Origin of the sequence: Synechococcus sp. CCAP 1479/9, from assembly GCF_019038535.1 — a bacterium.
Lineage (GTDB): Bacteria > Cyanobacteriota > Cyanobacteriia > PCC-6307 > Cyanobiaceae > Cyanobium.
The window spans coordinates 1-23,738 of the sequence record NZ_JAFKRK010000044.1 but is presented as its reverse complement, the minus strand read 5'-3'; the positions used below and the strand labels follow the sequence as shown (position 1 = coordinate 23,738).

Sequence of the window (23,738 nt, the reverse complement as noted above, 5' to 3'; positions counted from 1 at the left end):
GGGATCAGGCGGCCAGTGCCGCCACCAGGGAGGGGTTGGCGTACCAGCTGAAGGTCCCCTCCGTCACCGCCGCGATGCCCAGTTCGGCCCGCAGCTCCTCCAGGTCCTGGCCCATCCGCTCCTCCCAGATCACCGGGAACAGCGGCTGGGCCTCGGCGCCGATGTGCAGACCCTTGCTGATCATGCCGAAGGCGTAACCGGCGGTGCGGGCCTGCTCGGCTGGGGTTTCCAGTTCGTCGATGGGCGTGTCGTTGCGGAACCAGTTGAGCAGCAGGGCCATCAGATCGGTGAAGGCCAGGCCGGGATGGGCGAACTGGGCCACGCTCATGCTGATCACACCGAGCTCACCGAAATTGTCGAGGCTGAAACCACTCACGATGTGGTGAATGTCGTGGGTGGCGTAGACCCGGTAGTTGATGTAATCGGCGTCGGTTTCGAGGTTGGCGTAGAACTCGGGTTTGGGGAAGAAGTTGATGTCGTACCCCATCGTCTCCAGCACCGTGGCGTAGGTGTGGCCCAGGGTTCCCTTCGGCAGCGCCCGCAGGGCAGCCGCGTCATACGGGCCACTGAGCTGCCTCTGCTCGATCAGGGCCGCGGCGGCCGGGTCCCGCCCCAGCAACGCCCGGCAGACCTGCATCGGACGGGACTGGCGCAGCCGATGGGAGAGCAGGAAGACGTTGTTGGCCGAGGCACCGGCTCCAGCGGCCAGATCGGCCAATTCGAGGAACGCGTGGATGTTCTCCTCGGTGGCGATCCGATCGAGGTAGCAAAATCCCATGGGGCGCTGCAAGGCAGGGGGGGCACCCAGGGAAGCTAGACACGCCGCCCGGGCCGGCCCAGCAGGCCAGCCTCAGCCCACCAGGGCATCGATGCGGCGGGCCAGTTCCACATCCAGGTTCGACAGACCGCCGGTGTCATGGGTGGTGAGGTTGATCGTCACCCGGTTCCAGACGTTGCACCATTCCGGATGGTGGCCCATCGCCTCGGCCGCCAGGGCCACCCGGGCCATGAAGCCGAAGGCCGCGGAAAAATCGGCGAAGCGCAGTTCCCGATGGAGCTTGCCCTCCCGCAGCGTCCATTGCGGCAGATCGGCGGCCAGGGCGGCGATCTGGGCGGGGGTCAGGGGCTGGGCGGCCATGGGAGAGGAAAGCAGGGGGTCATTCGCCGAGCAGATGCAGGCTGAGGCGGCGGCGGTGGGGTCGGGCCCGGTGTTCCCACAGGTACACCGCCTGCCAGGTGCCGAGCAGCAGGCGGCCCGACTGAAAGGGGAGCACCAGGCTGGTGCAGGTCAGGGCGGTGCGGATGTGGGCGGGCATGTCATCGGGGCCTTCGTCGTCGTGCACCCAGGGGCGCCGCTCCCCCTGGCCGCTCAGGGGCCGCACCCCTTCCGGAGGCACCAGGGCCCGCAGAAAGGCCGCCAGATCCACCAGCACCCTGGGGTCAGCGTTCTCGTTGATCGTCAGGGAGCAGGAGGTGTGCAGGCTGGCGATGGTGGCGGTGCCGAGCACCAGGCCGCTGGCGGCGATCAACCGGTTGAGGCCCCCGGTGATGTCATCGAAGCCCTCCCCATGGGTGGACACCTCCAACTGGCTCAGGCTCTGGCGCAGCATCGGGTCCTCCTGGCGTCGTTCAGCTGGCGACCGGGACCGGAGCGGCGGAACGCAGCGCCTCGATCGTGGTCAGGCGGCAGGCCTGGGGGTCCCAGAGGATGTAGCTGAAGCACCCCGGGATGTCGGCCAGCGACAGCCGCCGCACCCCCTGGAGCAGGTGGGCATTGCGCTCGTGGCAGGCCCGCAGCCGGTAGTTGGGGATCTTGGACGACAGGTGATGGATGGCGTGGCAGCCGATGTCGGCCGAGAACCAGTTGAACACCGGCGGCAGCTCCAGATCGCTGGTGCCTTCCAGCACCCCGGTCATCTCGCTCCAACCGGCGGTGGCGTGGGCGTAGGAGCCGGGGAAGTTGTGCTGGACGAAGAAAATGCAGATGAAGATCGCCGCCGCGCAGGCCATCACCGGGGCGTAGATCGACCAGAACACGCCGGCGCCCAGCCAGTGGGCCATCAACCACCAGGAGCCGATCACGGCGATGTTGTTGGCCAGCAGATGGCGGAATTCCCCCTGGGTGTACCAGTGCCTGGAGCGATAGCTGGAAAGGATCTGGCCCAGGCCCATCGGCTGCGGGCTGCGCAGGCAGGCCAGAAGATGGGGGAAGAAGCCAGCCAGCCCCAGGATCAGGGCCACCCGGGGCTTGATCACCAGGTAGAAAAAGCCTCCGGGGAACAGCATCGCCGGATGGCGCAGCACGCCGTAGAACCGCTGCTGGCCGGGGTTGAGGGCGGCAAAGGCACCCGTGGTGACCAGGGCCGACGGTCCCTGGTACTTCTCCCAGTCGCCGTTGTGGCGGTGGTGGTAGGCGTGGCCGCGGGACCAGGGGTACTGGGGAATGGCACTGATCACGCCGAGCAGGAAGCCGAACACCTGGTTGGCCCGCCGGCTGCGGAACAGGGAGTCGTGGCCGCAGTCGTGCATCAGCGAGAAGCAGCGAGCCAGCAGCAGCACCATGACGACCATGGTGGGGAGCAGCAGCAGGGGAGCGTGCTGGAGGCTCCAGTCGGCCACCCACCACAGGGCCGCGTAGGGGATGACGGTGTTGGCGATCTGCCAGGAGCCCCGCAGATTGGAGCTGTCCATGAAGGATTTTAGCTCGAAATCGCCCCGCTTGGGCTGACGCATCGATGGCGTGGAGCCCGCGTCCGCATCAGGGGGAACGGGCGGCGTGCTATCGGACAGGGTGGCGGAAGGGAAGCCCTGCGACAATGCAAAACCTTTGCTATATCGAACGATCCTAGTCAGCAAGGGGGCATTCCGTTTGCCTTCCATGCGAAGGGAATCTGAATAGGATCTGCAGCGGATCTGCTGCGCCCAAGGTGAGCGACCTGATCGTGGTGGGCAGTGGCCTGGGCGGCCTGTGCGCCGGCGCCATCGCCGCCCGCCACGGGCTGGAGGTGCTGGTGCTGGAGGCCCACACCAGCCCCGGCGGCGCGGCCCACGGATTCCGGCGCGGTCCCTTTCACTTCGAATCCGGCCCGTCGCTCTGGAGCGGCCTGGGCCGGTGGCCCAGCACCAACCCCCTGGCCCAGGTGCTGCGGGCGGTAGGGGAAACCCTGCCCGTGGCCAGCTACCGCGACTGGGGGCTGCTGCTGCCCGAGGGGTCCCTGCGGGTGGGGGTGGGCCAGGCCCCCTTCCTGGCTTTGGTGAGGGATCTGCGTGGCCCGGCGGTGGCGGCCGAATGGGACCGCTTCCTCACGGCCCTGAGGCCCAGCTGCGAGGCGGCCCGCGCCCTGCCGCTGCTGGCCCTGCGGCCCGGGGCCGGTCTGGCCACCACCCTCGGCGGCGGCAACGCCCTGCGCCTGCTGGGCCAGGCCGGCCGGCTGGCGGCCCTGGGGGGCGCCTTCGGGCCGATCGCCCGCCGGCACCTGAGCGATCCATTCCTGCTCCACTGGGTCGACCTGCTCTGCTTCCTGATCTCCGGTTTGCCCATGGACCAGACCAGTGCCGCCGCCATGGCGACCCTGTTCGGCGAATGGTTCGAGCCCGAGGCCTGCCTCGACTACCCCATCGGCGGCAGCGCGGCCGTGGCGGCGGCGCTGGTGCGGGGGATGGAGCGCCATGGCGGCCGGCTGCGCACGGGCGCGGCGGTGGCAGAGATCCTGGTGGAGCAGGGCCGGGCGGTGGGCGTCCGCCTCGCGAACGGGGAGCGCCTCGAGGCCGGCCGCGGGGTGATCGCCAACACCAGCCCCTGGGACCTGCTTGCCCTGCTGCCGGAGACGGCGGTGCCGTCCCGCTGGCGGCAGCGGCAGGCGGCCACCCCGGCCTGCGCCGGCTTCCTGCACTGGCACCTGGCCCTGCGGGGGGACGACCTCGATCACCTGCCGATCCACCACGTCTGGGTGGGTGACTGGGGGCGCGGTATCGGGGCCGAACGCAACATGGTGGTGCTCTCGATGCCCTCCCGGCTCGATCCGTCCTGCGCGCCACCGGGCCACCAGGTGCTGCACGGCTACACCCCGGCCAACGAACCCTGGGAGCTGTGGCAGGGGCTGGAGCGGGGCAGCGCCGCCTACGAGGCCCTCAAGCGGGAACGCTGCGCCGTCTTCGGGGAGGCGCTCGAGCGGGTGCTGCCCGACTGGCGGGAGCGGGTGGTGCTGGAACTGCAGGGCACCCCCCTCACCCACCGGCACTACCTGCGGATGCACCAGGGCAGCTACGGCCCCGCCTGGCCCGCCAACGCCGGTCCCTTCCCCGGCGGGTCCACCCCGGTCGAGGGGCTGGTGCTCTGCGGGGCCGGTGTCTTCCCGGGCATCGGCGTGCCGCCGGTGGCGGTGAGCGGTGCCATGGCCGCCCACCGTTTCGTCGGGGCGCGCCAGCAACGGCAACTGCTGGAGGAGATCGGCCTGACGGCGGCCTAGAACCGTCGCAGGGCCAGGCTGCCCAGCTGCACCTCGCGCAGCAGCAGCACCACCGCCGTCATCAGCGAGCCCATCGCCACCACGAACAGCACGGCAACCAGGGGCGTCACGTCCATCGTGGCCAGGGTGCTCACGAACAGCACCACCACCACGGTGGCCACCAGCAGGAAGCTGGTGGTGGCGCAGGCGAAGGCCCTCGAGGCCATCAACATCCGCCGGCGGTGGAGCATCAGCTCCTCCTGCAGCTCCCGCTCCTGGGCCATGGTGGCGGCCCCGCTCCGCTCCTTGAGCAGCCGGGCCCGATCGACGATCCGGGCCAGCCGGGTGGTGATCACCCCGAGCAGACCGCTGATGCCGGCCAGCAGAAACACCGGCGTGACCGCCAGGCGGATCGTCTCGGGGAGGGCCCCGGCCGGGTGGGGGGCCACCAGCAGGATCAGGGCCAAGGCTGCGGACATCGCGGCGGCGAATCTAGGGCGGCGGCCCCTGCCAGCCTGGAGGGACGTTCACCGTCCAGCGCCCGCCATGACCACGATGACCTGCCGCTACGAGGGAGCCCTGCGCTGCGCGGCGGAGCACGCCCCGTCGGGGTCGCGGCTGATCACCGATGCCCCCGTGGACAACCAGGGCAAGGGGGAGGCGTTCTCACCCACCGACCTGGTGGCGACGGCCCTGGCCACCTGCCTGCTGACGGTGATGGGCATCGTGGCCGAACGGGAGGGGATCCCCCTGGAGGGCGCCCGGGTGCGGGTGGAGAAGGGCATGAGCCAGAGCGGCGAACGCCGCATCGCCCTGCTGGAGGCCTGGATCGATCTTCCGGCCGGCCTCGATGACGGCCAGCGGGACCTGCTGATCCGCGCCGGCGAGCGCTGCCCTGTGAAGGTCAGTCTGGAAGGTTGCGTGCCGATGCGGCTGCACTGGAACCCGGCGACGGCGGGCTGAGGGTGACCCCCACTTCCAGCTGCTCGAGCGGAGCCGCTGGGTCCTCCGGCACCAGCAGCACCATCGTGCTGGCCGCGGGGCGGGTGCCGGGCTGCTCCTGGAGGATCTCCAGGGCCACCATGGTCTTGCGCCACTGAAGGATCTTTCCCTCCAGCAGGGCCACGAAGTCGTCGCAGTTCCAGCGGGCCGCCTCGCCACGGCAGGGGTAGCGCTCCAGCACATCGAGGATCTCCATCTCCCGCAGCGGCGGAGCCTCGGCCGGATCCCAGACCAGCAGATAGTTGCCGTCGAGGGCATTGGCCTCCAGCAGGCTGGCCTCGCTGGCCAGCAGGGTGTCGAGGGCCATCTCGTCGTCGTCCCGCTCAATGGCGGTGAGCAGGGCCTCGAGCACCAGCTGGGTGTCGTCGTCGAGCCGATCGCAATGGACCGTGAGCAGGCCCGTGACCGCCAGTTCGATCTCCTCTAGCGGCAGCACCATGGTCAGGGCCCGCAGGATGGCGCTGAGGACATCGCCGGAGTCGCCGCCGGGTGGCTGGCCCTGCAGGGCGAGGTCGGGGTCGGCCATGAACCGTTCGATGGCCGCGAGCACCAGGGCCTGCTCCGGAGAAGGGGGATGCATCGATCCGACACCGGGAAGGTCCGCCTCCACCATGGCGCCGCCAGCGCCATGCTGGCGCCACCGGCTCCACCGATCCCATGCCTGCAGCGGCTCCGGCCCTCGACCAGCTCCAGCGGCACCTGCACACCACCCGCCTGCTGGGCTCGATCAGCAGCACCCTCTACTACGACCAGAACACGGTGATGCCCGCCGCCGGTGCCCCCTGGCGCGGCGAGCAGCTGGCCCTGCTGGCCGCCCAGCTGCACGAGCGCCAGAGCAGTGACGCCTACGCCGATCTGGTGGCGGCGGCGGAGGCCGAGCTGGATGGGGCCGCCCCTCCCCAGCGGCGCCGCAACCTGCAGCTGCTGCGCCTGGAGCTGAACCGCCAGCGCTGTCTGGATCCGGCCCTGGTCACCGCCCTGGCCCGGGCCCAGTCCCACGGCAATGCCGTCTGGCAGGAAGCCCGCGCGGCCAGCACCTTCGCCACCTTCGCCCCGGCGTTGCGGGAGCTGATCCGGCTGCGCCGCGAACAGGCCGGCCAGCTGGCGGACGCCGAACCCGTGGCCCGCAGCCCCTGGGAGGTCCTGGCCCAGCCCTTCGAGCCCGACGTCAGCAAGGCCCGGCTGATGGAGCTGTTCACCCCCCTGGCGGCGGAACTGCCGGGGCTGCTGGAGACGGTGGCGGCCGCCCCGCCTGCGGGCCCACAGGAGCCCTTCGAGCTGACGGAAGGGCTGCAGGAGCGGCTCTGCAGTGAGCTGCTCGACAGCTGGGGCTACGACGCAGCCCGCTGCCAGCGGTCCCGATCCGCCCACCCCTTCTCCTGCACCGTGGGCCCCCAGGACTTCCGCATCACCACCCGGGTGGTGGGGGGCCAGCCGTTCTCGGCCTTCCTGGCCACCGCCCATGAATGGGGCCACTCCCTCTACGAGCAGGGCCTGCCCCGCAGCGACGACCACTACTTCCCCTGGCCCCTCGGGGAGGCCACCTCGATGGGGGTGCATGAGTCCCAGTCGCTGTTCTGGGAGTGCCGCGTGGCCCGCAGCCGGGCCTTCGCCGAGCGTTGGCATCCCCACTTCCAACGGGGTCTGGGGTCAGACCCCTGGGGCGGAGCCTTCGGTTTCTGGCGGGCCCTCAACCCCCTGCGGCCGGGCCTGATCCGGGTGGAGGCCGATGAGCTGAGCTACAGCCTCCACATCGTCATGCGCTTCGAGCTGGAGCTGGCCCTGCTGGAGCAGGGGATGCCGGTGGAGGAGCTGCCCGCCGCCTGGAACCGGCGCATGCAGGAGCTGCTGGGGCTGCAGCCCGCCACGGACGCCGAGGGCTGCCTCCAGGACATCCACTGGGCCGAGGGGCTGTTCGGCTACTTCCCCTCCTACGCCCTCGGCCACCTGATCAGCGCCCAGATCTCAGAGGCCCTCGAGCAGGAGATCGGCCCCATCGAGGCGCTGGTGGCTGCGGGGGAGACGGCCGCGCTGAAGCACTGGCTCGCCGGCAACATCTGGCCCCACGGCCGTTCCGTGAACGCCGAGGAACTCGTCGAGCGGGTCACGGGCCGGCCCCTGGGCGCCCAGCCCTTCCTCACCTACCTGCGCGCCAAGGTCGGCCAGCTGACCGGGGCGGGGTGAGTGGGGCGGGGTGAGAGGGGCGGGCAGACCAGGGCCTCCGGGGCCCGATGCCTAGGATGCCGCCGCCGAAAACCCCCACCATGGCGAACATCGACCACGCCCCCAGCCGCACCATGCTGAACCTGCTGCATGTGCTGCCGGCCTTCGCCGATGAGGCCGAGCTGCGGCTCAACGCCATCGTGGAGCTCAACTCGAACACGATCAACAAGTACGAGCTGATCACCGAAACCGGCCATCTGAAGCTGGATCGGGTGGGCTATTCCTCCCTCGCCTACCCCTTCGCCTACGGCTGCATTCCCCGCACCTGGGACGAGGACGGCGATCCCCTCGACATCGAGATCGTCGGCGTCACCGAGCCCCTGGTGCCCGGCAGCCTGGTGGAGGCCCGCATCATCGGCATCATGTGCTTCGACGACGGTGGCGAGGTGGACGACAAGGTGATCGCTGTCCTGGCCGACGACAAGCGCATGGATCACATCACCAGCTATACCCAGCTGGGTGAGCACTGGCTCAAGGAAACCCAGTACTACTGGGAGCACTACAAGGATCTGAAGAAGCCCGGCACCTGCAAGGTCAACGGCTTCCATGACACCGGCGAGGCCGTTCGCATCATCAAGGAATGCGAAGATCGCTATCTTTCCGTCATCGATCCCCGTCTGGTCGACTGACGTCCACCGTGCACCGCCGCCGCGGTCCCTCCGATCCCGCTCCGCCCATGTCCCGCTCCCTGGTCCTTTCCGTGCTCCTGACCACCGGCTGGGGGGCCGCCATGGCGGGGGCCGCCGGTGCGGCCGATGCGCCGGTGCCGGCCGCCACGGCTGCTCCCACCACCGCGGCTCCGGCCGTGCCCGCCGGCGTGGCCCCGGCGTCCCCCGGTGTGGTCGCCCCCGCCGTGGCCGCGCCCGCCACCGCCGCGCCTGCTCCGGCCAAAGCCACCGTGACCAGCACCCGTGAAATCGTGCTGGAGCTCGGCAAGCGCACCATCAGCCTGCGGGACAACGGCAAGGTGCTGGGCAGCTGGCCCGTGGCCATCGGCGATTCCCGCACCCCCACCCCCAAAGGACGGTTCCTCGTGGAGACCAAGGTGGTCAATCCCCAGTACCAGAGCACGGCGAGCGGCAAGGTCAACCCCACCAAGGGCCCCAATGGCCCGCTTGGTGACCGCTGGATCGGCTTCAAGAAGAGCGGCCCCAACCAGTACGGCATCCACGGCACCCCCAGCGCCTGGGCCTGGACCGTCACCTCCCGCTCCGCCGTCACCAACGGCTGTGTCCGGATGCTCACCCCCCATGTGCGCGCCCTCTTCGACCAGGTGGAGGTGGGAACACCGGTGGTTGTCAAACCCTGAACACCGAAGGGCGATTCCAGCGAAAAAGGGAGCGACCGAAGAGATTCTGGAGATTGTTCGGGAAGGGTTTGATGTCTGGGTGCAAACACCTAATGTCTTGAAACTCGATCAACAGCGGCGCCCTCCAGAACCGCCGAATTTCCTCCCATGTTCGATTCCACTCACGAACCCACCACCGACCAGCTGAACAGCACATCGCTGAAGTGGGGCAACGACGGTGAGCTATCCGAACTGGACCTGCAGCGGATTCTGGGCCTGCTCTCTCAGGCTGATCCCGTCGCCGAGGCCCTGATGGAGGGCCGTTCCGAAGCGGCCTGAAAGCGTCGCGCCTGGGCCCTGGCCATGCCGTCGCGGCTGGCCATCCCCCGTAGCCGGTCGACGGCCAGTCCTCCGGTGGGCAGTCCATGGGGGAGATGGTCCCCGGATCCCCCCTCCAGCTCGAAGACCGGCAGCTGCCGCAGGCCATTGGGCCTCAGCTGATCTTCGAGGCGATCCAGATGCACACCGGTCGGCAACCAGACCAGGTCGGTGCGCAGGCAATCCTCGAGACGCAGAGGTTCCTGGCGATGGAGCTCGGAGCCGAGGCCACGCTGCAGGTCCCCGATCGTCACCAGCCCCAGGGCCAGCCCGGCCCGCTCCACCAGCAGGCAATGGCCATGGCTGTCGATCAGCCGGGCCAGGGCCGCTGAGGCCGTCAGGGAGGCCGGCAGCACCAGGGGGGCCTCCGGCTCGAAAGCCTCCTCCACCGGGATGGCCGCCAGCTGGCTGCGGCGGCGTTCCTCCAGGGGATCGGGGCCCATCAGGCCGGGATCCTGGATGCCCTGCCAACGCTCCACCAGGGCGGCGCTGAGGCCGGCCGCCGCCATCAGCGGCAGCACGATGCGGATGTCACGGGTGAGCTCGAACAGCAGAAGAAGGGCGGTGAGCGGAGCCCGGGCGCTGCCCGCCAGCACCGCCGCCATGCCCACCATGGCGTAGGCGGGGGGTTCGGCCACCGGCAGATTCAGGCCGCCGCTGCCCAGCGCCTGGCCGTAACAGCTCCCCAGCACCGCCCCCAGGAACAGGGAGGGGGCGAAGCCGCCGCCCACGAAGCCGGTGGCGTTGCTGACGGTGGTGGCCACCAGCTTGACGCCGATCAGGGCCACCAGGGTGAGCAGGGGGATGCCGCCATCCCGGCCCAGCAGGGCTTCGATCGTGTCGTAGCCGACCCCGAGCACCTGGGGGAACACCAGGGCCATGCCCCCGAGGGCCGCCCCTCCCAGGGCCGTGGGCAGGCCGGGCGGCAGCCGCCGCACCACGGCCTGGACCCGCTCGTCGCGGCCGGCGGCCAGCAGCCGGATCAGCAGCCAGGACATCAGGCTGGCCAGCAGGCCCAGCCCCAGATACAGGGGCAGCTCCAGCGGTGAGCGCACCTCGTAGGCGGGCAGGCGCAGGATCGGCATGTCGCCCAGGCACAGTTGGGTCACGAGCGCCGAAGCCACCGCCGCCACCAGCACCGCCCGCAGGCTGGGACGTCCCGGGATGGCGCTGTAGCTGCCCTCGAAGGCGAAGAACACACCGGCGATCGGCGCCTTGAATCCGGCCGCCAGGCCCGCCGCCACCCCGGCCCCCACCAGGGCCTTCTGGGCCTGGGGGGAGAGACGACCCTTCAGGGCCACCCAGAGGCCGATGTTGCCGCCGCCCTCCACGCTGGGCCCCTCCGGCCCGAGGGAGGCGCCGCTGCCCAGGCTGAGGGAGGCTGCCACCAGCCGCAGCAGGGGCAGGCGCGGCTCACCCCCCTGGCGCCCGTCGGCGATCGCCATCAGGCTCGACAGACCCGGGCCGATGCTGCCGGCGACATGGCGCAGCAGGCCCACCGCCAGACCGCCGAGGGTCGGCACCACCACCACGGGCCAGAGGGCGAGCCAGTCCGGCGCGGTGGGCAGGCTGATCGGCGGGGGTTCGGGGGGCGGGGGCGGTGCCGCCGCCAGCAGGCCGATGCCATCCAGACCGAGCTGGAGCAGGGCCCGCAGGGGGGTGCCGCTGTCCGGCGCCAGCGGCGGCAGATCAATCGGCGGCAGGTCGGCGGGGGTGGTGGGCGAGGAGCGCCCGATCACCAGCAGGCCCTCGACGAAGGGGCCGAACAGAAAGTTGTTGATGAAGCCCAGCAGCTCGTGGAACGCCACCACCGCCAGGCCGGTCAGGGTGCCGACCAGGGCCGCCCAGGCCAGCAGGTTCCACTGGAAGGGGAGGCCGCGCAGGTCGGCCTCAGCCCCTGGGGCCCTGGGGCCGCTGGCCTCAGCTTCCGGGGCGGACGGTGGCAAAGATCTCCTCCAGGATCTCTCCGGCCCCCTGGGACCGGAGGGTGCCCGCCAGGGCCACCCCGATCGCCTCGGGATCGCTGGCAGGTCCGCGGCAGCTGTCGCGCAGCAGGCGCTGGCCGTCGATGCTGGCCACCATGCCGGTGAGCACGAGCTCGTCGGCCTCAAAGTGGGTGTTGACGCCGATGGGCACCTGGCAGCCGCCCTCCAGGCTGCGCAGGAAGGCCCGCTCGGCCAGGCAGCGGCGGGCGGTGGGCTGGTGCTCCAGCACGGCGATCGTCTCGAGCACGGCCGTGTCGCCGGCGCGGCATTCGATGCCCAGGGCCCCCTGGCCCACGGCATGGAGCGAAATCGAGGGATCGATCAGCTCGTGGATGCGCTCACCGAGGCCGAGGCGGGTGAGGCCCGCCGCCGCCAGGATCAGGCAGTCGTAGACGCCGGCGTCGAGCTTCTCCAGCCGGGTGATCACGTTGCCCCGCACGTCCTTGAACACCAGGTGGGGGTAGTGGTGACGCAGCTGGGCCAGGCGGCGCAGGGAGCTGGTGCCCACCACGCTGCCCTCGGGCAGGGTGGCCAGGGTGCGGTCCCGGTGCCGCTCATGCACCACCAGGGCATCGGCCGGATCCTCCCGCTCGGTGATGCAGCCCAGGATCAGGCCCTCCGGCAGGTTGGTGGGCAGGTCCTTGAGGCTGTGGACGGCGATGTCGGCCCGGTCGACCAGCATCTGGGCCTCCAGTTCCTTGGTGAACAGGCCCTTGTCGCCGATCTTGGCCAGGGCCACATCCAGAATCTTGTCCCCCTGGGTGGCCATCGCCTCGATCGTGATCGCCAGGCCGGGGTGGGCGCTGGAGAGCTCATCACGCACCCAGTGGGTCTGGACCATGGCCAGCTGGCTGCGGCGGGAGGCGATGCGCAGGGTGGAGCTGGTCATCGGAGGCTTCGGGCGGCAGCAACCGCTGCCAGGCAACAGCCGCCCAGCCTAGGCATCGGTCCGTCCCGCCCCCGATCCAGCGGACGGAACGTGATCAGCTGATGGGATCAGGCGAACAGATCGAGCGGCAGGGGCCCCCAGGTGTCCTCGGCGTCCGGATCGGAAGCCGCGTGGCCCGTGATCAGGATCCCCTCGCCGAGGCCCTCCTCGCGGCGCAGATGGAACAGTCCCGTGCGCTGGTTGCCCTTCAGGAACACCGGGCCGGGCTCCCCTTCGCCGGGGTCCCCCGGCTGCAGGCTCGACCACCCCTGGGCCGCCTCCAGCTGCCGCAGGGCCGCCAGGGCCGCATCACCCGAGGGGGCCATGATCCCGATCGTGAACCACTCGCAGGCCCCCAGCAGCGGGGCGAGCTCGCGAAGCAGCAGGGAGCTCGCCCCTCCATCGAGGGAAGGGGCGGTGCGCAGGCCCCGCAGACCGTTCAGGCCGGAGCTGGGCAGGTCGGTGGTCAAGGGGATCGCCGTGGTCGAACCGTCCCACTCTGGAGGTCGGCGGGGGGCGGATCGCGCCAGAAGGCCAGGCACACCGTCAGCCAGGCCAGCCCGACCGCGGCGCCCGCCAGCAGATCCGTGGGCCAGTGGGCCCGCACGTAGAGGGTGCTGAGCCAGACCAGACCCACCAGCCCGCAGGCCACCAACGCCAGGGTGCGCCGCAGGTGGGGATGGTGTGACCCCAGGATCACCACCATGGCGAAGTAGAAGGCCACGGCCCCGGCGGCATGGCCGCTGGGGAAGCTGTGACCGTCCAGCGGCAGCAGGCTGCCCGGCGGGCGCTGGCGGCTGAACAGGGGTTTGAACACCAGATCCACCAGGATCAGGATGCCGCCCGTGGCCATCACCAGCAGGCGCAGGTCCTTCCACCAGCGCCGCCGCAGCAGATGGATCAGGGCCATCGCCACCAGGACGGCGGTGAAGCCGACGCCGGTCGCCCGGTACACCTGGGTCAGGATCCCGCCCACCAGGCCGTGGAAGTGGTTGCCCAGCCAGTCCAGGACGGCGGCGTCCAGCAGGGCCAGGGGCCGGCCCGGGGCCACGGCCACGAACAGCCCCACCAGGACAACCAAACAGCCGGGTAGCAGGATCCTGTCCCGGGGCAGCAGATGGAACCCCATCACGGCACCAGATGGTGTCGGGGCACCCGCCAGAGGGCCAGCTCCCCGGTGCGGGCCAGCCGCTCGATCCCCTGCGGTGGCAGGGCCAGGGCCTCGAGATCGCGGCGATCACCCACCAGGCGCACGGAGCGACTGTCCGGCGCCAGGGAGAGGGCGGCAGGACCCTGCAGGGCGAGCTGGTTGATGTGGTGGCGATCGGAAACGAAGACGGCCTCCGGCTCGCCGTAGAACAGCAGGCTGTAGCGCAACGTGCCGACGATCAGCAGCGGCTCACCGGGCCTGGCGGCGGCCTGGGCGGCGCGGGCCATCTGGCGCAGGGGCACCTGACGCTCCCGGTCCAGCAGGGGGCCGAGGGGGGCGATCACCAGGCCGAGCACCGCGAGGAACCCAGCCAGGCTCGGCAGCCACAGCCAGTCGGTGGCCGCCGGCCTCAGCAGCAGCACCAGCAGGGCCAGGGCCGTCAGCCCCAGACACAGCGAGAGCGCCAGGGGCAGCCCTGAGCGCGACAGGGCGGCGCCGAACTCCGGATAGGCAGGATCCCCCGCCACCCAGCCCGGGGCCAGGGCGGCCGCCACCGCCATGGCGCCCAGCAGCAGCACCTCGAGGCCGGCGGCGATCCGCACCCCCGTCCGCCCCGGGGCCGTCCCCGCTGGGGTGGTCGCCTCCGGCAGGGGGCGCCACAGCAGCGCCACCAGCAGGCTCGCCGCCGGCAGGGCCGGCAGGATGTAGCCGGGCAGCTTGGTGGCGGCGGCGGAGAAGAAGGCCACCACCAGCACCAGCCAGAGCAGCAGGAACAGCCCCAGTTCCGCCGGGGCGCCGCCGTCGCCGGAAGGACCGGCGGCCGCCGTCCGCCAGCGGGAGGGCCGCCAGAAGCCCTGGGCCGCGATCGCCAGGGGCAGGAACAGCGACCAGGGCAGCACCAGCAGCACCAGCCAGGGCAGGTAGAACCAGGGGGGGCCGGGGTGGTCGTAGAGCACCGTCGTGAAGCGCTGCAGGTTGCTGAACCCCAGGAAGCCGCCGATGAAGTCGCCGCCGTTGGCGGCCGCCGCCGCCCCGTACCAGGGGGCGCTCACGCTGAGGAACAGGGCCACCATGGCCAGCAGGGGGCGCCAGCGCAGCCAGGTTCGCCAATGGCCGGTGAGCAGCAGGAAGACCACCACCACCAGACCCGGCAGCAGCAGACCCACCGGGCCCTTGGCCAGCACGGCGATGCCCGCGAACAGCGCCATCGCCACCCGGCCGAGGGGCGCCCGCCAGGGGTCGGCCCGGTGGCGGTGGGCCAGCAGGAAGCCGAACAGCGCCAGGGTGATGGCGCTGGAGAGGAACATGTCGGTGGTGGAGGTGCGTCCCCAGCCGATCCAGCCCGGCGTCGTGGCGATCACCCCGGCCGCCACCACACCCCTGAGCAGCCTGGGCCGGCCCGCCTCACCCGCCGGGGACCAGGCCAGCATCAGGCCGAAGGCCGCCACCACCACGGCACTGGCGGCGAGGGCCACCGGCAGCCGCGCGGCCCATTCGCTGACCCCGAAAAGCCGGAAGCTCAGCCCGACCATCCAGTAGCCCCAGACGGGGTAATCGAAAAAGCGTTCGCCGTTCCACCAGGGGGTGACCCAGTCACCCCGCTCCATCATCTGGTGGCCCACCTCCACGAACAGGGCCTCGGTCTTGTCCATCAGGCCGAGGCTGCCCAGGCCCTGGAAGAAGGCCAACCAGCAGATCAGCAGCAGCCAGAGGCCGCTCAGCACCCAGACCAGTTGCCTGTGGCTACGGGCGCGGACACTCTCCGGCCGGGCCCCCCGGGCAGCAGACACCATGCTGGGTCGACGACGAGATCAAGGGGAAGTTAAGGCCAGGGGCCGCCAACCTGTCCCGGGGCCCCGGGCTGGTCGGCCCTAAGGCGTGTTCCAGACGAAGCGGGAGGACGCCGCGTACTTCCAGACGAAGTCGACGGCGATGCCGGCCAGCAAGGCCAGCAGCGGCTGGGGCGTGACCTGCCGATAGAACGCCGAGGACACCCCCACATTGGCCGCCATGCCCAGGGAGGTGACCAGCAGGAAGCGGATCAGGCCGAACACCAGGGCGATGCCGCTGAGCTGCTGGGAGCGGAAGGTCAGCACGTTGTTGATCAGGTAGTTGGAGCAGCCGGCGCTGACCACGGCCACCACCTGGGCCTGCTCGAAGCTGAGGCCGAAAAGGTCCTGGCTGAGGGCGAACACCAGCAGGTGGATGCCGATGCCCGTGCCGCCCACCAGGGCAAAGCTGACGGCCCGCCGCGGCACCATGCGCAGCAGCAGGGTGTGCAGGATCGAGACACCCAGATCCCAGATCACGGCCAGGTTGAGCTTCGATTCCCCGGCGTTGCGGGGCTGGAAACTCAGGGGCACCTCAGCCACCGCCAGATGGCCGTGGCTGAGGGCCAGCAGTTCATAGAGAAACTTGAAACCATTGACATCCACCTGCCTCACATAGGGGAGGCAACGCTCGGGGCGCAGGGCGAAGAAACCGCTCATGTAGTCGGTCAGATGGCGGTAGCGGGGCAGGCTGAACCGGGCCACGGAATTCGCCCAGGTGGAGTTCCGCTCCCTCCGCTCGCTCAGGCCCATGATCGAGGCCGCGGGATGGAAGCGGCTGCCGACCATGAGATCGCCGCCACTCTCCAGCAAGGCGGAGACCGCATGGGCCACCGAGGCGGGTTCATGCTGGCCATCGCTGTCCATGACAACCACCACATCGCCGGTGGCGTCCAGAATCCCCTCCTTGATGGCGCTGGAGAGGCCGAAACGCCCGACACGGCGGATCAGCCGGACGCAACCATGGCGGTGGGCCAGCATCCGCACCTTTTCTGATGTTCCATCACTGGAATCATCGTCAACGAACAGCAATTCGAGATCGAAGCTGTCTCTCAGGGGCAGGAGTTGCTCCACGATGGGCTCCACATTGGAGCACTCGTTGAAGGTGGGCAGCACAACCGTCAGACGCAGGAACTGATCCCGTTCCGTCATCGGAGTTCAGGCGAGCTGCCAAAGAAGACGACCATGCACTCGCCAAACAGTCTGTGGATTCCCCGGCAGTGGAAGGACGTTACTTGATGTACTCCTTCAGGACACCATTGCGGTTGGGGTGGCGCAGCTTGCGCAGGGCCTTGGCTTCGATCTGCCGGATGCGCTCGCGGGTGACGTCGAAGATCTGGCCGATCTCTTCGAGGGTCTTCATGCGGCCGTCATCGAGACCGTAGCGCAGGCGGAGCACGTCCCGCTCGCGGGGACTGAGGGTGGCCAGCACACCTTCGAGATCCTCACGCAGCAGATTCTTGGCGACATCCTGCTCCGGATTCTCGATATCGGCCTCAATGAAGTCGCCGAGCCTGGAGTCTTCCTCCTTACCGATGGGCGTTTCGAGCGAGATCGGCAGCTGGGCGGATTTGGCGATGAAGCGCAGCTTCTCGATCGTCATCTCCATGCTCTCGGCGATCTCCTCCTCGGTGGGCTTGCGACCGAACTCCTGGGACAGGGTCTTGGTGGTCTTCTTGATCCGGGAGATCGTCTCGTAGAGGTGAACGGGAAGGCGGATGGTGCGGCTCTGATCGGCGATCGCACGGGTGATCGCCTGACGGATCCACCAGGTGGCGTAGGTGGAGAACTTGTAGCCCTTCTCGTGGTCGAACTTCTCGGCGGCGCGGATCAGGCCGAGGCTGCCTTCCTGGATCAGATCCTGGAACGACAGACCCCTGTTCATGTACTTCTTGGCGATCGAGACAACCAGCCGCAGGTTCGACTGGACCATCTTCTCCTTGGCCCGCCGACCCAGCATTAGCCGACGGCGGAACTTGATCAGCGGCATGTCGAAGATCGCCGCCCATTCCTTGGTGTCGGGGAAATGGCCCTTGTCGGCTTCGAACTCGGCCGCCTTCTCCTCCAGCTCGAGCAGATCGGCGATCTTGCGGGCCAGCTCGATCTCCTCATCGGGCCGCAGCAGGCGAATACGGCCGATCTCCTGGAGATAGACGCGAATCGAATCCTCGGTGTAGACGCCCTTCGGGCCCACCTTGATGCTGGCGAGGGCCTTGGCGCCCTTGGCGTCCTTGCGGAGGTCGCCGCCGGTCTCGGGCAGATCCTCATCCCCGACGAGGCCGTCGTCGAGGACCACCGCCGGAGGCTTCTCGGCCGCGGCTTTGGCGGCCGCGGGCTTGGCCGTCCGGGAGCTGGCCTTGGCGGCAGGCTTGGCGGCGCCAGTCTTGGGGGCGGCCGTTCGGGCACGGGCCGCGGTCTTCCGGGCCGTCACCGCCGAGGGGTCGATGGGCAGCACCTCGCCGGTGGCGGAGACGGTGGCCAGGATCTCAGGAACGGCGGCTTTGGCCTTGGCGGCGACTGGGCTCATGGAAACGACGCGAAAGGGAGTGGGGTGGGGGGAATGAAGCGGGCGAGGGAAAGGCGGGCGGGGCTGAAGGCCCGGACATGGTCAGGAGCGAAATGCCATCAGCCGGTTCCGGTGCTCCGGGTCGCTGAATCAGGCCCCCATCCTCCACGGTGCCGGTGCGGAGCCGGCCGGGAGGGCAAGGAGAGCATCAGGACGTCGCGGGATGGGATGACCCCCCTCACGGAGCCCCTGCCGATGGATGGTGGATGGATCGCTCCAGGAGCGTGATTGGGATGGTGGAAGTCGGCCAGAGCCGGTGCAGGGCTGTCACGGGTGGTCTCAGACCGGAGGAATGGGTAGGGAGTGAATCCCTGGATCCTCAGCGGGTCTTCCCTGTGGACGGAACTCTGCGCGGTTCCGACGGCAGCCTTTCGGGCGGCCCAACCACGTCATCCTAGGAATGGCATGAGATCTTTGCAAGATTGCCAGCCAGCTCCTCACCCTCCCCACCCGGACCAGCTCCTCAAGGTTGGCTGGAGGTCTGGCTGGAGGCCGGCCGGGAGGGGCGGACCTTCACCTATGCCCACCCCTCAGGCCTGGCCATCGGGGTGGGGGATCTGGTGCGGGTCCGTCTGCAGGGGCGGCCCCACACGGGCCTGGTGGTGGCGACGGCCGCGGCCTGTCCCGCCGCCATGGAGGGACGGGCGGTCCTGCCCGTGGACGCGGTCCTGGAGAGCGCCGCGATCGATCCGCTCTGGCAGGCCCTGCTGGAAGGCGTGGCCCGGCAGTGCCACACCGGCCTGTTCCGCACCCTCAAGAGCGCCCTGCCGCCGGGCTGGCTGGGGCAGGCCCGCCGCCCCGCCGGCCAGGGGCGAGTCCTGTGGACGGTGCGGCCCAACCCGGCCGCGGCCGGTGAGACCGTCACCCCCCGCCAGCAGGCGCTCCTGGACCACCTGGCCAGCCATGGGGGAGCGCGGCTGCTGCGCGATCTGGTGCAGGAGGCGGGCTTCGGCCGCTCCCTGATCGGAACCATGGAGCGCCGGGGCCTGCTCCTGAGGGAGGCCGCCCGGGTCCCATCGGGGGCCGGCGGACGGGGCGCTGGGCCGGCCCCCCTGGAAAGCGCCCAGCCCGCCAGTCCGGCCCAGGCCGCGGCGCTGGCGGCCATCGCCGATGCGCCGCCGGGCCAGAGCCTGCTGCTCTGGGGGGTGACGGGTTCCGGCAAGACCGAGGTCTACCTGCAGGCCGCGGCCCGGGAGCTGGCGGCGGGGCGCAGCGTGCTGATCCTGGCGCCGGAGATCGGCCTCATCCCCCAGCTGCTGGACCGCTGCCGGCGCCGCTTCGGTCCCGCGGTGATCGAATACCACAGCGGCATGGGCGACGGGGAGCGGGTCCTGGCCTGGCGGCGCTGCCTCGAGGCCGCCCGGCAGCACGCGCCCTGCCTGGCCGTGGGCACCCGCTCCGCCGTCTTCCTGCCGCTGGGCCAGCTGGGCCTGATCGTGCTCGACGAGGAACACGATGCCTCCTACAAGCAGGAGAGCCCGATGCCCTGCTACCACGCCCGGGAGGTGGCCCGGCTGCGGGCCCGCCAGACGGGGGCCCGGCTGGTGCTCGGCAGCGCCACCCCCTCCCTGGAAACCTGGTGGCGCTGCCAGCCGCGCCCCCAGGGCCAGCCCGCCGACACCCGCCTGCTGCCGCTGCCGGAGCGGATCGGCCGACGCCCCCTGCCGCCGGTGCGGCTGGTGGACATGCGCCAGGAGCTGGTGGACGGCCACCGGCGCCTGATCAGCCGCCCCCTGATGGCCCGGCTGGAGACCCTGCAGGAGCGGGGCGAGCAGGCCGTGGTGCTGGTGCCCCGACGCGGCTACCGCTCCTTCCTGAGCTGCCGCAGCTGCGGCGAGGTGGTGCTCTGCCCCCACTGCGACGTGGCCCTCACCGTCCACCGCGGCCCCCGGGCCGGCGGCCAGGAGGGGCGGGAGTGGCTGCGCTGCCACTGGTGCGACCACCGCCAGGAGATGGGGGATCGCTGCGGCCACTGCGGTTCCACCGCCTTCAAGCCCTTCGGCGCCGGCACCCAGCGGGTGATGGAGCAGCTGGCGACGGAACTGGAGGGCCTGCGGCTGATCCGCTTCGACCGGGACACCACCCGGGGCCGGGATGGCCATCGCCGCCTGCTGGAGCGCTTCGCGGCCGGCGAGGCGGACGTGCTGGTGGGGACCCAGATGCTCGCCAAGGGCATGGACCTGCCCCGGGTGACGCTGGCGGCGGTGCTGGCGGCGGACGGCCTGCTGCACCGGCCGGACCTGCGCGCCGCGGAGCAGTGCCTGCAGCTGCTGCTCCAGCTCGCCGGCCGCGCCGGTCGGGGCGAACGCCCCGGCGAGGTGCTGGTGCAGACCTACAGCCCCGACCACCCCGTGATCCGTCACCTGGTGGACGGCCGCTACGCCGCTTTCCTGGCCGAGGAACTGGAGCTGCGGCGCCAGGGGGGCATGGTGCCCTTCGGTCGGGCCTGCCTGCTGCGGCTGGCCGGTCCCACCGCCAGCGGCACGGCCACGGCCGCGGCCGCCCTGGCCGAACGGATCCGGCCCGCCGTGGAGGCGGCCGGCTGGGTGGTGATCGGCCCGGCCCCCGCCCCCGTGGCCCGGGTGGCGGGCCGGAGCCGCTGGCAACTGCTGCTGCACGGCAGCCTGAGGGCGGCGGATGGAGTGGCGCACGGAACGCCGGACGGGGACAGCGATGGGGAAACGGCGCTGCCCCTTCCCCCCGAAGCCGATCTGCGCCGGGCCCTGCCCCCAGGGGTGAGCCTGACGATCGATCCCGACCCGCTGGAACTCTGAGCCGGCGGCCCGGCGACCGCGGCCGGGGGATCAGGCCGGAGGGCTCAGGCCGGCAGCTCCGGCAGGCCGAAGCCCAGCCGCTGGCGGATGGCCTGCAGGCCAAGCACCAGCGGCAGGACCAGGCCCACCGCCGCCGCCCCCAGCCCCAGGCCGCTCCAGCGCCAGCAGCGCAGTTCCAGGACGTTGACCTGCCCGGGCTGGAGGGGCCAGAGCAGGCGGCGGCCGCCGCCATCCCCGGCAGGGGCTGCGGCGATGGCGGCGGGGCTCGCCCGCAGGACCGCCGCCGGCCGCACCGGGGCGAGCACGACCGCCAGATCCAGCCCCGGGATCGCCTCCAGGGCCTGGAGATCGAGCTCCAGCCGCAGGTGCTGGCGGACGCCCAGCAGCCAGTTGCGTTCCTCCCAGACCACCACCGGCGCCGCCAGGGGGACGCCGCTGAGCCGACCCGCCACCTCCAGGCTGCCCGCCAGGGCTCCGAGGGCCTCGAGGGCGGGCAGCACGGGGGTGGAAACCACACGGTCGCCGCTCCCCCCCGAGGGGCGGAACGGCCCGGGGGCCGGGATCCCCTCGGCGTGACCTTCGAGGGCCGCAACGAACCGCCGCTGCCAGGGGCTCCCGGTGCCGGTGTCGCTGCGGAGCTGGTGGCTGACCTGGAGCCTGCCGGGGCCATCGAAGCGCAGCTCGGTGCGCACCTCCATGCAGCCCCCCAGCAGGGCTGCCAGCAGCATCAGCACCACCGCCACGACGACGGCGAACCCGACCGGCGCCCGGGTGGGCCCCACCGGCGGTGGCGGCGGCGGCTCGGGGCGGCGGCGGGAGCGGCGGCTGACCCCGGCGCCGACCCCTTCGAGGGGGGTGGTGCCGGAAAGATCCGGCAGGGTCAGCGACCAGTTGCTGGGACGGCGCAGCTCCGGGGCCTCCAGCACCAGCAGCAGGGCCTTCGCCTGGGCCCGCAGGGTCGCATCACGGCAGCGCACCAGGCCGCGGCAGCAGGCGGCCGCCTGGTCGGTGCGACCCTGGCCCATCAGGGCGGTGGCCATCAGCAGCCGCAGTTCGGCGCCGGCGGCCGTGAGGGGGGAGTTTTCCTCCTGGAGGGGCTCGAGCAGCCGCAGCACCTGGCCGTACTCACCGCGATCGAGGGCCCGGCGGGCTTCGGCGAGCGGATCCTCAGCCATCGAGCAGGCCGGGGCTGCCCACCACCATGGTGCCGATGCCGGCGTTGGTGAACACCTCCAGCAGCAGGGAATGGGCCACCCGGCCATCAATGATGTGGGCCGCCTTCACCCCCTGGGCCAGGGCCCGGATGCAGCATTCGGTCTTGGGGGTCATCCCCCCCTCCACCACCCCGTCGGCGATCAGCCCGCGGGCCTCCGAGAGGCTGAGCTGGCGGATCAAGCTGGCGGGGGCGTGGCGGTCGCGGAGGATGCCGGGGGTGTCGGTCAGCAGGATCAGCTTCTCGGCCTGCAGGGCCGCGGCCAGCTCACCGGCCACCGTGTCGGCATTGATGTTGTGGGCCAGGCCATCGGCATTGGGGGCCACGCTGGAGATCACCGGGATGTAACCGGCCGCGAGCAGGGGGGTGAGCACCGAGGGATCCACCCGGGCCACATCGCCCACCACTCCGAGGGTCCCGTCCCCCATGGTGCGGGCCTGCACCAGGCCGCCATCGCTGCCGGAGAGGCCCACGGCCCGGCCGCCGACCCGGTTGAGGCCGTTGACGATCTGCTTGTTGACGCGCCCGACCAGCACCATCTCCACCACGTCCATGGTGTCGGGACAGGTGACCCGCAGGCCGTCCTGGAAGCGGGGCTCGATCGCCAGCTTCTCCAGCCACTGGTTGATCTCCGGTCCGCCGCCGTGCACCACCACCGGCTGGACGCCGACGCAGGCCAGCAGGGCCAGGTCGCGGAAGACGGCATCGCGCAGGTCCTCGCGCACCATGGCCGCCCCGCCGTACTTGATCACGATCCGCCGGCCGGCGAAGCGCTGGATGTAGGGCAGGGCTTCGCTGAGCACGGACACCCGCAGGGTGTCTTCCGCGCTGATGTGCCGATCGGGGCTCAAGGGACGGGGGCGGCGAGGGACGGGTCGGAGGGGGCCGGGCCAGGGGAGGAGGCCGGCAGCAGGCTCAGCTGCAGGCGCCCGGGGCCGGACTGCTGGAGGTCGGCCGTGAGGCCGGGACCGAAGAAACGGCCCAGACGTTCCCGCCGATCCTGCCAGCGCTCGTAGGCCACCCCGTGGCACTCGATCGTCAGCCGCAGCCCGTAGCCACCGCCGGCCTCCAGCTCCTCGATGGCCACCAGCTGGGGCGGGGCGTCCTCGTCCCAGAGCTTGAGGGCTTCCAGGGAACTCTCCAGGTGGGCCTTCTGGCCGTAGCGCCAGCGGGTGACGTCAGCGAGCAGCTTGCGCAGGGGTTCGTTGCCGGGCTGCTGGCGCAGGTCGCGCAGCTTGGCGGCAGGCGTGAGCCGTTCGGCGGGGGGCAGCTCGGAGGATTTCAGGGCCAGGCCCCCCAGCAGGATCGGCACGCCATAGAAGACACCGGCCAGGCTGATGTTGGGGCTGTCGGTGGCGTAGGCGATCGATCCGATCACGGTGAGAACGGCACCGGCCACGGTCACCAGGCTGCCGGGGGAGAGAAACGCTTGCATCGCCCCATTCTCCGTCAGCGGGGGCCAGGATGGCGTCCCCAGGCTCCGCCCCGCCGCCCCATGGCCAGCCCCCAAGCCAGTGCGCAAGACGGCTTCACCGCCAGCCCCGCGGGGACATCCGCCGACATCGACACCCCCTGGAGCGTGCCACAGGCCGCCAGCACCGCCGAGCTGCTCAGCCAGCTGGGGGAGGACAGGCTCTGGCTGCTGCGCCAGCTGGACAGCGGCCGCTGGAGCGAGTGGCGGCTGGATCTGGCGGCCCTGGAACGGGAACTGGGTCAGCTGATCGACCAGGCCGCCGAACGGCTCTGATCAGAAGGGGATCTCGTCATCGTCCCCCAGGGGGACCAGCGGAGAGGTGTCCCAGACGGGGGCGGCCGGCTCGGCGGGAGCTGCCGTGGCCGACCGGGAGGGCGCCGGTGCGGGGGCCCGCCGTGGGGCGGGGGTGGCGGCCCCCGCGGCCCCGGCGGGGCGCGGAGTCGGCAGGGGGGCCGGGCTGCGGGCCGGCTCCGCAGCCGA

23 protein-coding genes and 1 pseudogene are annotated in these 23,738 nt (G+C 71.1%); 7 read left to right on the top strand and 17 right to left on the bottom strand.

The genetic code is table 11. From position 1 onward, the window contains the following. Positions 1-4: 4 nt before the first annotated feature. From KUG38_RS15560 to KUG38_RS15545, 4 genes are all read right to left on the bottom strand, one after another. The gene (locus KUG38_RS15560; protein ID WP_216923201.1) at positions 5-778 is read right to left on the bottom strand and encodes a Coq4 family protein; all 774 of its coding nucleotides are present in this window, start codon (positions 776-778) and stop codon (positions 5-7) included. A gap of 72 nt (positions 779-850) precedes the next feature. After that, positions 851-1,138 carry a 4a-hydroxytetrahydrobiopterin dehydratase gene (locus tag KUG38_RS15555; protein ID WP_216923199.1) on the bottom strand — a complete coding sequence of 96 codons (288 nt, stop codon included), beginning with the start codon at positions 1,136-1,138 and terminating at the stop codon, positions 851-853. A gap of 19 nt (positions 1,139-1,157) precedes the next feature. Then, a complete protein-coding gene (locus KUG38_RS15550; RefSeq protein ID WP_216923197.1) occupies positions 1,158-1,610 on the bottom strand; it encodes a secondary thiamine-phosphate synthase enzyme YjbQ in 453 nt (150 codons plus the stop codon). A 19-nt stretch (positions 1,611-1,629) separates the two neighbouring features. Next, positions 1,630-2,733 (bottom strand): fatty acid desaturase, encoded by a 1,104-nt coding sequence (locus tag KUG38_RS15545; RefSeq protein WP_216923196.1) that lies wholly within the window; start codon positions 2,731-2,733, stop codon positions 1,630-1,632. Positions 2,734-2,927: 194 nt separating this feature from the next. On the opposite strand from KUG38_RS15545, the gene KUG38_RS15540 reads away from it, so the two are divergent. Further along, positions 2,928-4,469 carry a phytoene desaturase family protein gene (locus KUG38_RS15540; protein ID WP_216923195.1) on the top strand — a complete coding sequence of 514 codons (1,542 nt, stop codon included), beginning with the start codon at positions 2,928-2,930 and terminating at the stop codon, positions 4,467-4,469. Here KUG38_RS15540 and KUG38_RS15535 read toward each other — a convergent pair. Continuing rightward, positions 4,466-4,915 (bottom strand): DUF2721 domain-containing protein, encoded by a 450-nt coding sequence (locus tag KUG38_RS15535; protein ID WP_286196111.1) that lies wholly within the window; start codon positions 4,913-4,915, stop codon positions 4,466-4,468. The two genes, KUG38_RS15540 and KUG38_RS15535, sit on opposite strands and share 4 nt — an antisense overlap. A 79-nt stretch (positions 4,916-4,994) precedes the next feature. Here KUG38_RS15535 and KUG38_RS15530 point away from each other — a divergent pair, with 79 nt between their 5' ends. Further along, on the top strand, positions 4,995-5,411 hold the full coding sequence (locus KUG38_RS15530) for an OsmC family protein (RefSeq protein ID WP_216923193.1): 417 nt from the start codon (positions 4,995-4,997) through the stop codon (positions 5,409-5,411). Here KUG38_RS15530 and KUG38_RS15525 read toward each other — a convergent pair. Beyond that, the gene (locus KUG38_RS15525; protein ID WP_216915429.1) at positions 5,353-6,030 is read right to left on the bottom strand and encodes a hypothetical protein; all 678 of its coding nucleotides are present in this window, start codon (positions 6,028-6,030) and stop codon (positions 5,353-5,355) included. The two genes, KUG38_RS15530 and KUG38_RS15525, sit on opposite strands and share 59 nt — an antisense overlap. Positions 6,031-6,107: 77 nt before the next feature. Here KUG38_RS15525 and KUG38_RS15520 point away from each other — a divergent pair, with 77 nt between their 5' ends. The 3 genes from KUG38_RS15520 to KUG38_RS15510 all read left to right on the top strand — a co-directional run bounded on the left by KUG38_RS15520 (position 6,108) and on the right by KUG38_RS15510 (position 8,982). Next, on the top strand, positions 6,108-7,634 hold the full coding sequence (locus KUG38_RS15520) for a carboxypeptidase M32 (protein ID WP_216923192.1): 1,527 nt from the start codon (positions 6,108-6,110) through the stop codon (positions 7,632-7,634). Positions 7,635-7,714: 80 nt separating this feature from the next. After that, positions 7,715-8,302: an inorganic diphosphatase gene (locus KUG38_RS15515; RefSeq protein WP_216923191.1), complete on the top strand. Its 588-nt coding sequence runs from the start codon at positions 7,715-7,717 to the stop codon at positions 8,300-8,302. Positions 8,303-8,349: 47 nt separating this feature from the next. Continuing rightward, the gene (locus tag KUG38_RS15510) at positions 8,350-8,982 is read left to right on the top strand and encodes a L,D-transpeptidase (protein WP_216923190.1); all 633 of its coding nucleotides are present in this window, start codon (positions 8,350-8,352) and stop codon (positions 8,980-8,982) included. Positions 8,983-9,245: 263 nt separating this feature from the next. On the opposite strand, the gene KUG38_RS15505 is transcribed toward KUG38_RS15510, so the two are convergent. The 7 genes from KUG38_RS15505 to rpoD form a co-directional block, all read right to left on the bottom strand. Continuing rightward, positions 9,246-11,285, bottom strand: coding sequence for a chloride channel protein (locus tag KUG38_RS15505; RefSeq protein WP_216923189.1), 2,040 nt, complete (start codon positions 11,283-11,285; stop codon positions 9,246-9,248). Further along, complete coding sequence (gene hemC, locus KUG38_RS15500) at positions 11,260-12,213, bottom strand: hydroxymethylbilane synthase (protein ID WP_216923188.1); 954 nt, start codon at positions 12,211-12,213, stop codon at positions 11,260-11,262. The genes KUG38_RS15505 and hemC overlap by 26 nt, the downstream gene beginning before the upstream one ends. A 107-nt stretch (positions 12,214-12,320) precedes the next feature. After that, entirely contained in the window at positions 12,321-12,722 is a 402-nt protein-coding gene (locus KUG38_RS15495) for a DUF1824 family protein (RefSeq protein WP_216923187.1), read from the bottom strand. Next, the gene (locus KUG38_RS15490; RefSeq protein WP_216923186.1) at positions 12,719-13,321 is read right to left on the bottom strand and encodes a phosphatase PAP2 family protein; all 603 of its coding nucleotides are present in this window, start codon (positions 13,319-13,321) and stop codon (positions 12,719-12,721) included. The genes KUG38_RS15495 and KUG38_RS15490 overlap by 4 nt, the downstream gene beginning before the upstream one ends. Before the next feature lie 59 nt (positions 13,322-13,380). After that, a complete protein-coding gene (locus KUG38_RS15485; protein WP_216923185.1) occupies positions 13,381-15,195 on the bottom strand; it encodes an ArnT family glycosyltransferase in 1,815 nt (604 codons plus the stop codon). A gap of 78 nt (positions 15,196-15,273) precedes the next feature. Continuing rightward, a complete protein-coding gene (locus tag KUG38_RS15480; protein ID WP_216923184.1) occupies positions 15,274-16,383 on the bottom strand; it encodes a glycosyltransferase in 1,110 nt (369 codons plus the stop codon). A 79-nt stretch (positions 16,384-16,462) separates the two neighbouring features. Next, positions 16,463-17,758, bottom strand: a complete 1,296-nt coding sequence (gene rpoD / locus KUG38_RS15475; RefSeq protein WP_216923183.1) for an RNA polymerase sigma factor RpoD — start codon at positions 17,756-17,758, stop codon at positions 16,463-16,465. A 461-nt stretch (positions 17,759-18,219) separates the two neighbouring features. Here rpoD and priA point away from each other — a divergent pair, with 461 nt between their 5' ends. Beyond that, positions 18,220-20,571 carry a replication restart helicase PriA gene (priA, locus tag KUG38_RS15470; RefSeq protein WP_216923180.1) on the top strand — a complete coding sequence of 784 codons (2,352 nt, stop codon included), beginning with the start codon at positions 18,220-18,222 and terminating at the stop codon, positions 20,569-20,571. A 44-nt stretch (positions 20,572-20,615) separates the two neighbouring features. Here priA and KUG38_RS15465 read toward each other — a convergent pair whose 3' ends face one another. The 3 genes from KUG38_RS15465 to KUG38_RS15455 are packed head-to-tail and all read right to left on the bottom strand — an operon-like array spanning position 20,616 to position 23,219. Further along, positions 20,616-21,746, bottom strand: a complete 1,131-nt coding sequence (locus KUG38_RS15465) for a DUF3153 domain-containing protein (protein ID WP_216923179.1) — start codon at positions 21,744-21,746, stop codon at positions 20,616-20,618. Continuing rightward, positions 21,739-22,635, bottom strand: coding sequence for an acetylglutamate kinase (gene argB / locus KUG38_RS15460; RefSeq protein WP_216923178.1), 897 nt, complete (start codon positions 22,633-22,635; stop codon positions 21,739-21,741). The genes KUG38_RS15465 and argB overlap by 8 nt, the downstream gene beginning before the upstream one ends. Continuing rightward, positions 22,632-23,219 (bottom strand): DUF2854 domain-containing protein, encoded by a 588-nt coding sequence (locus tag KUG38_RS15455; protein ID WP_216923177.1) that lies wholly within the window; start codon positions 23,217-23,219, stop codon positions 22,632-22,634. Before KUG38_RS15455 ends, argB begins: the two co-directional genes overlap by 4 nt. Before the next feature lie 60 nt (positions 23,220-23,279). Between KUG38_RS15455 and KUG38_RS15450 the strand changes: the two genes are divergently transcribed. Beyond that, positions 23,280-23,531 (top strand): DUF8666 family protein, encoded by a 252-nt coding sequence (locus KUG38_RS15450; RefSeq protein WP_216923220.1) that lies wholly within the window; start codon positions 23,280-23,282, stop codon positions 23,529-23,531. Here KUG38_RS15450 and KUG38_RS15445 read toward each other — a convergent pair. Further along, a pseudogene (locus KUG38_RS15445) lies at positions 23,532-23,738 on the bottom strand (single-stranded DNA-binding protein); the annotation flags it as partial.

What these genes read in the sequence shown, in the direction of transcription:
- KUG38_RS15520 (WP_216923192.1), top strand. Translation starts at nt 6,108, where the DNA reads ATGCCTGCAGCGGCTCCGGCCCTCGACCAGCTCCAGCGGCACCTGCAC.
- KUG38_RS15530 (WP_216923193.1), top strand. Translation starts at nt 4,995, where the DNA reads ATGACCACGATGACCTGCCGCTACGAGGGAGCCCTGCGCTGCGCGGCG.
- KUG38_RS15465 (WP_216923179.1), bottom strand. Translation starts at nt 21,746, where the DNA reads ATGGCTGAGGATCCGCTCGCCGAAGCCCGCCGGGCCCTCGATCGCGGT.
- KUG38_RS15545 (WP_216923196.1), bottom strand. Translation starts at nt 2,733, where the DNA reads ATGCGTCAGCCCAAGCGGGGCGATTTCGAGCTAAAATCCTTCATGGAC.
- KUG38_RS15480 (WP_216923184.1), bottom strand. Translation starts at nt 16,383, where the DNA reads ATGACGGAACGGGATCAGTTCCTGCGTCTGACGGTTGTGCTGCCCACC.
- KUG38_RS15455 (WP_216923177.1), bottom strand. Translation starts at nt 23,219, where the DNA reads ATGCAAGCGTTTCTCTCCCCCGGCAGCCTGGTGACCGTGGCCGGTGCC.
- KUG38_RS15555 (WP_216923199.1), bottom strand. Translation starts at nt 1,138, where the DNA reads ATGGCCGCCCAGCCCCTGACCCCCGCCCAGATCGCCGCCCTGGCCGCC.
- KUG38_RS15485 (WP_216923185.1), bottom strand. Translation starts at nt 15,195, where the DNA reads ATGGTGTCTGCTGCCCGGGGGGCCCGGCCGGAGAGTGTCCGCGCCCGT.
- KUG38_RS15515 (WP_216923191.1), top strand. Translation starts at nt 7,715, where the DNA reads ATGGCGAACATCGACCACGCCCCCAGCCGCACCATGCTGAACCTGCTG.
- KUG38_RS15560 (WP_216923201.1), bottom strand. Translation starts at nt 778, where the DNA reads ATGGGATTTTGCTACCTCGATCGGATCGCCACCGAGGAGAACATCCAC.
- KUG38_RS15510 (WP_216923190.1), top strand. Translation starts at nt 8,350, where the DNA reads ATGTCCCGCTCCCTGGTCCTTTCCGTGCTCCTGACCACCGGCTGGGGG.
- KUG38_RS15450 (WP_216923220.1), top strand. Translation starts at nt 23,280, where the DNA reads ATGGCCAGCCCCCAAGCCAGTGCGCAAGACGGCTTCACCGCCAGCCCC.
- rpoD (WP_216923183.1), bottom strand. Translation starts at nt 17,758, where the DNA reads ATGAGCCCAGTCGCCGCCAAGGCCAAAGCCGCCGTTCCTGAGATCCTG.
- hemC (WP_216923188.1), bottom strand. Translation starts at nt 12,213, where the DNA reads ATGACCAGCTCCACCCTGCGCATCGCCTCCCGCCGCAGCCAGCTGGCC.
- KUG38_RS15525 (WP_216915429.1), bottom strand. Translation starts at nt 6,030, where the DNA reads ATGCATCCCCCTTCTCCGGAGCAGGCCCTGGTGCTCGCGGCCATCGAA.
- KUG38_RS15550 (WP_216923197.1), bottom strand. Translation starts at nt 1,610, where the DNA reads ATGCTGCGCCAGAGCCTGAGCCAGTTGGAGGTGTCCACCCATGGGGAG.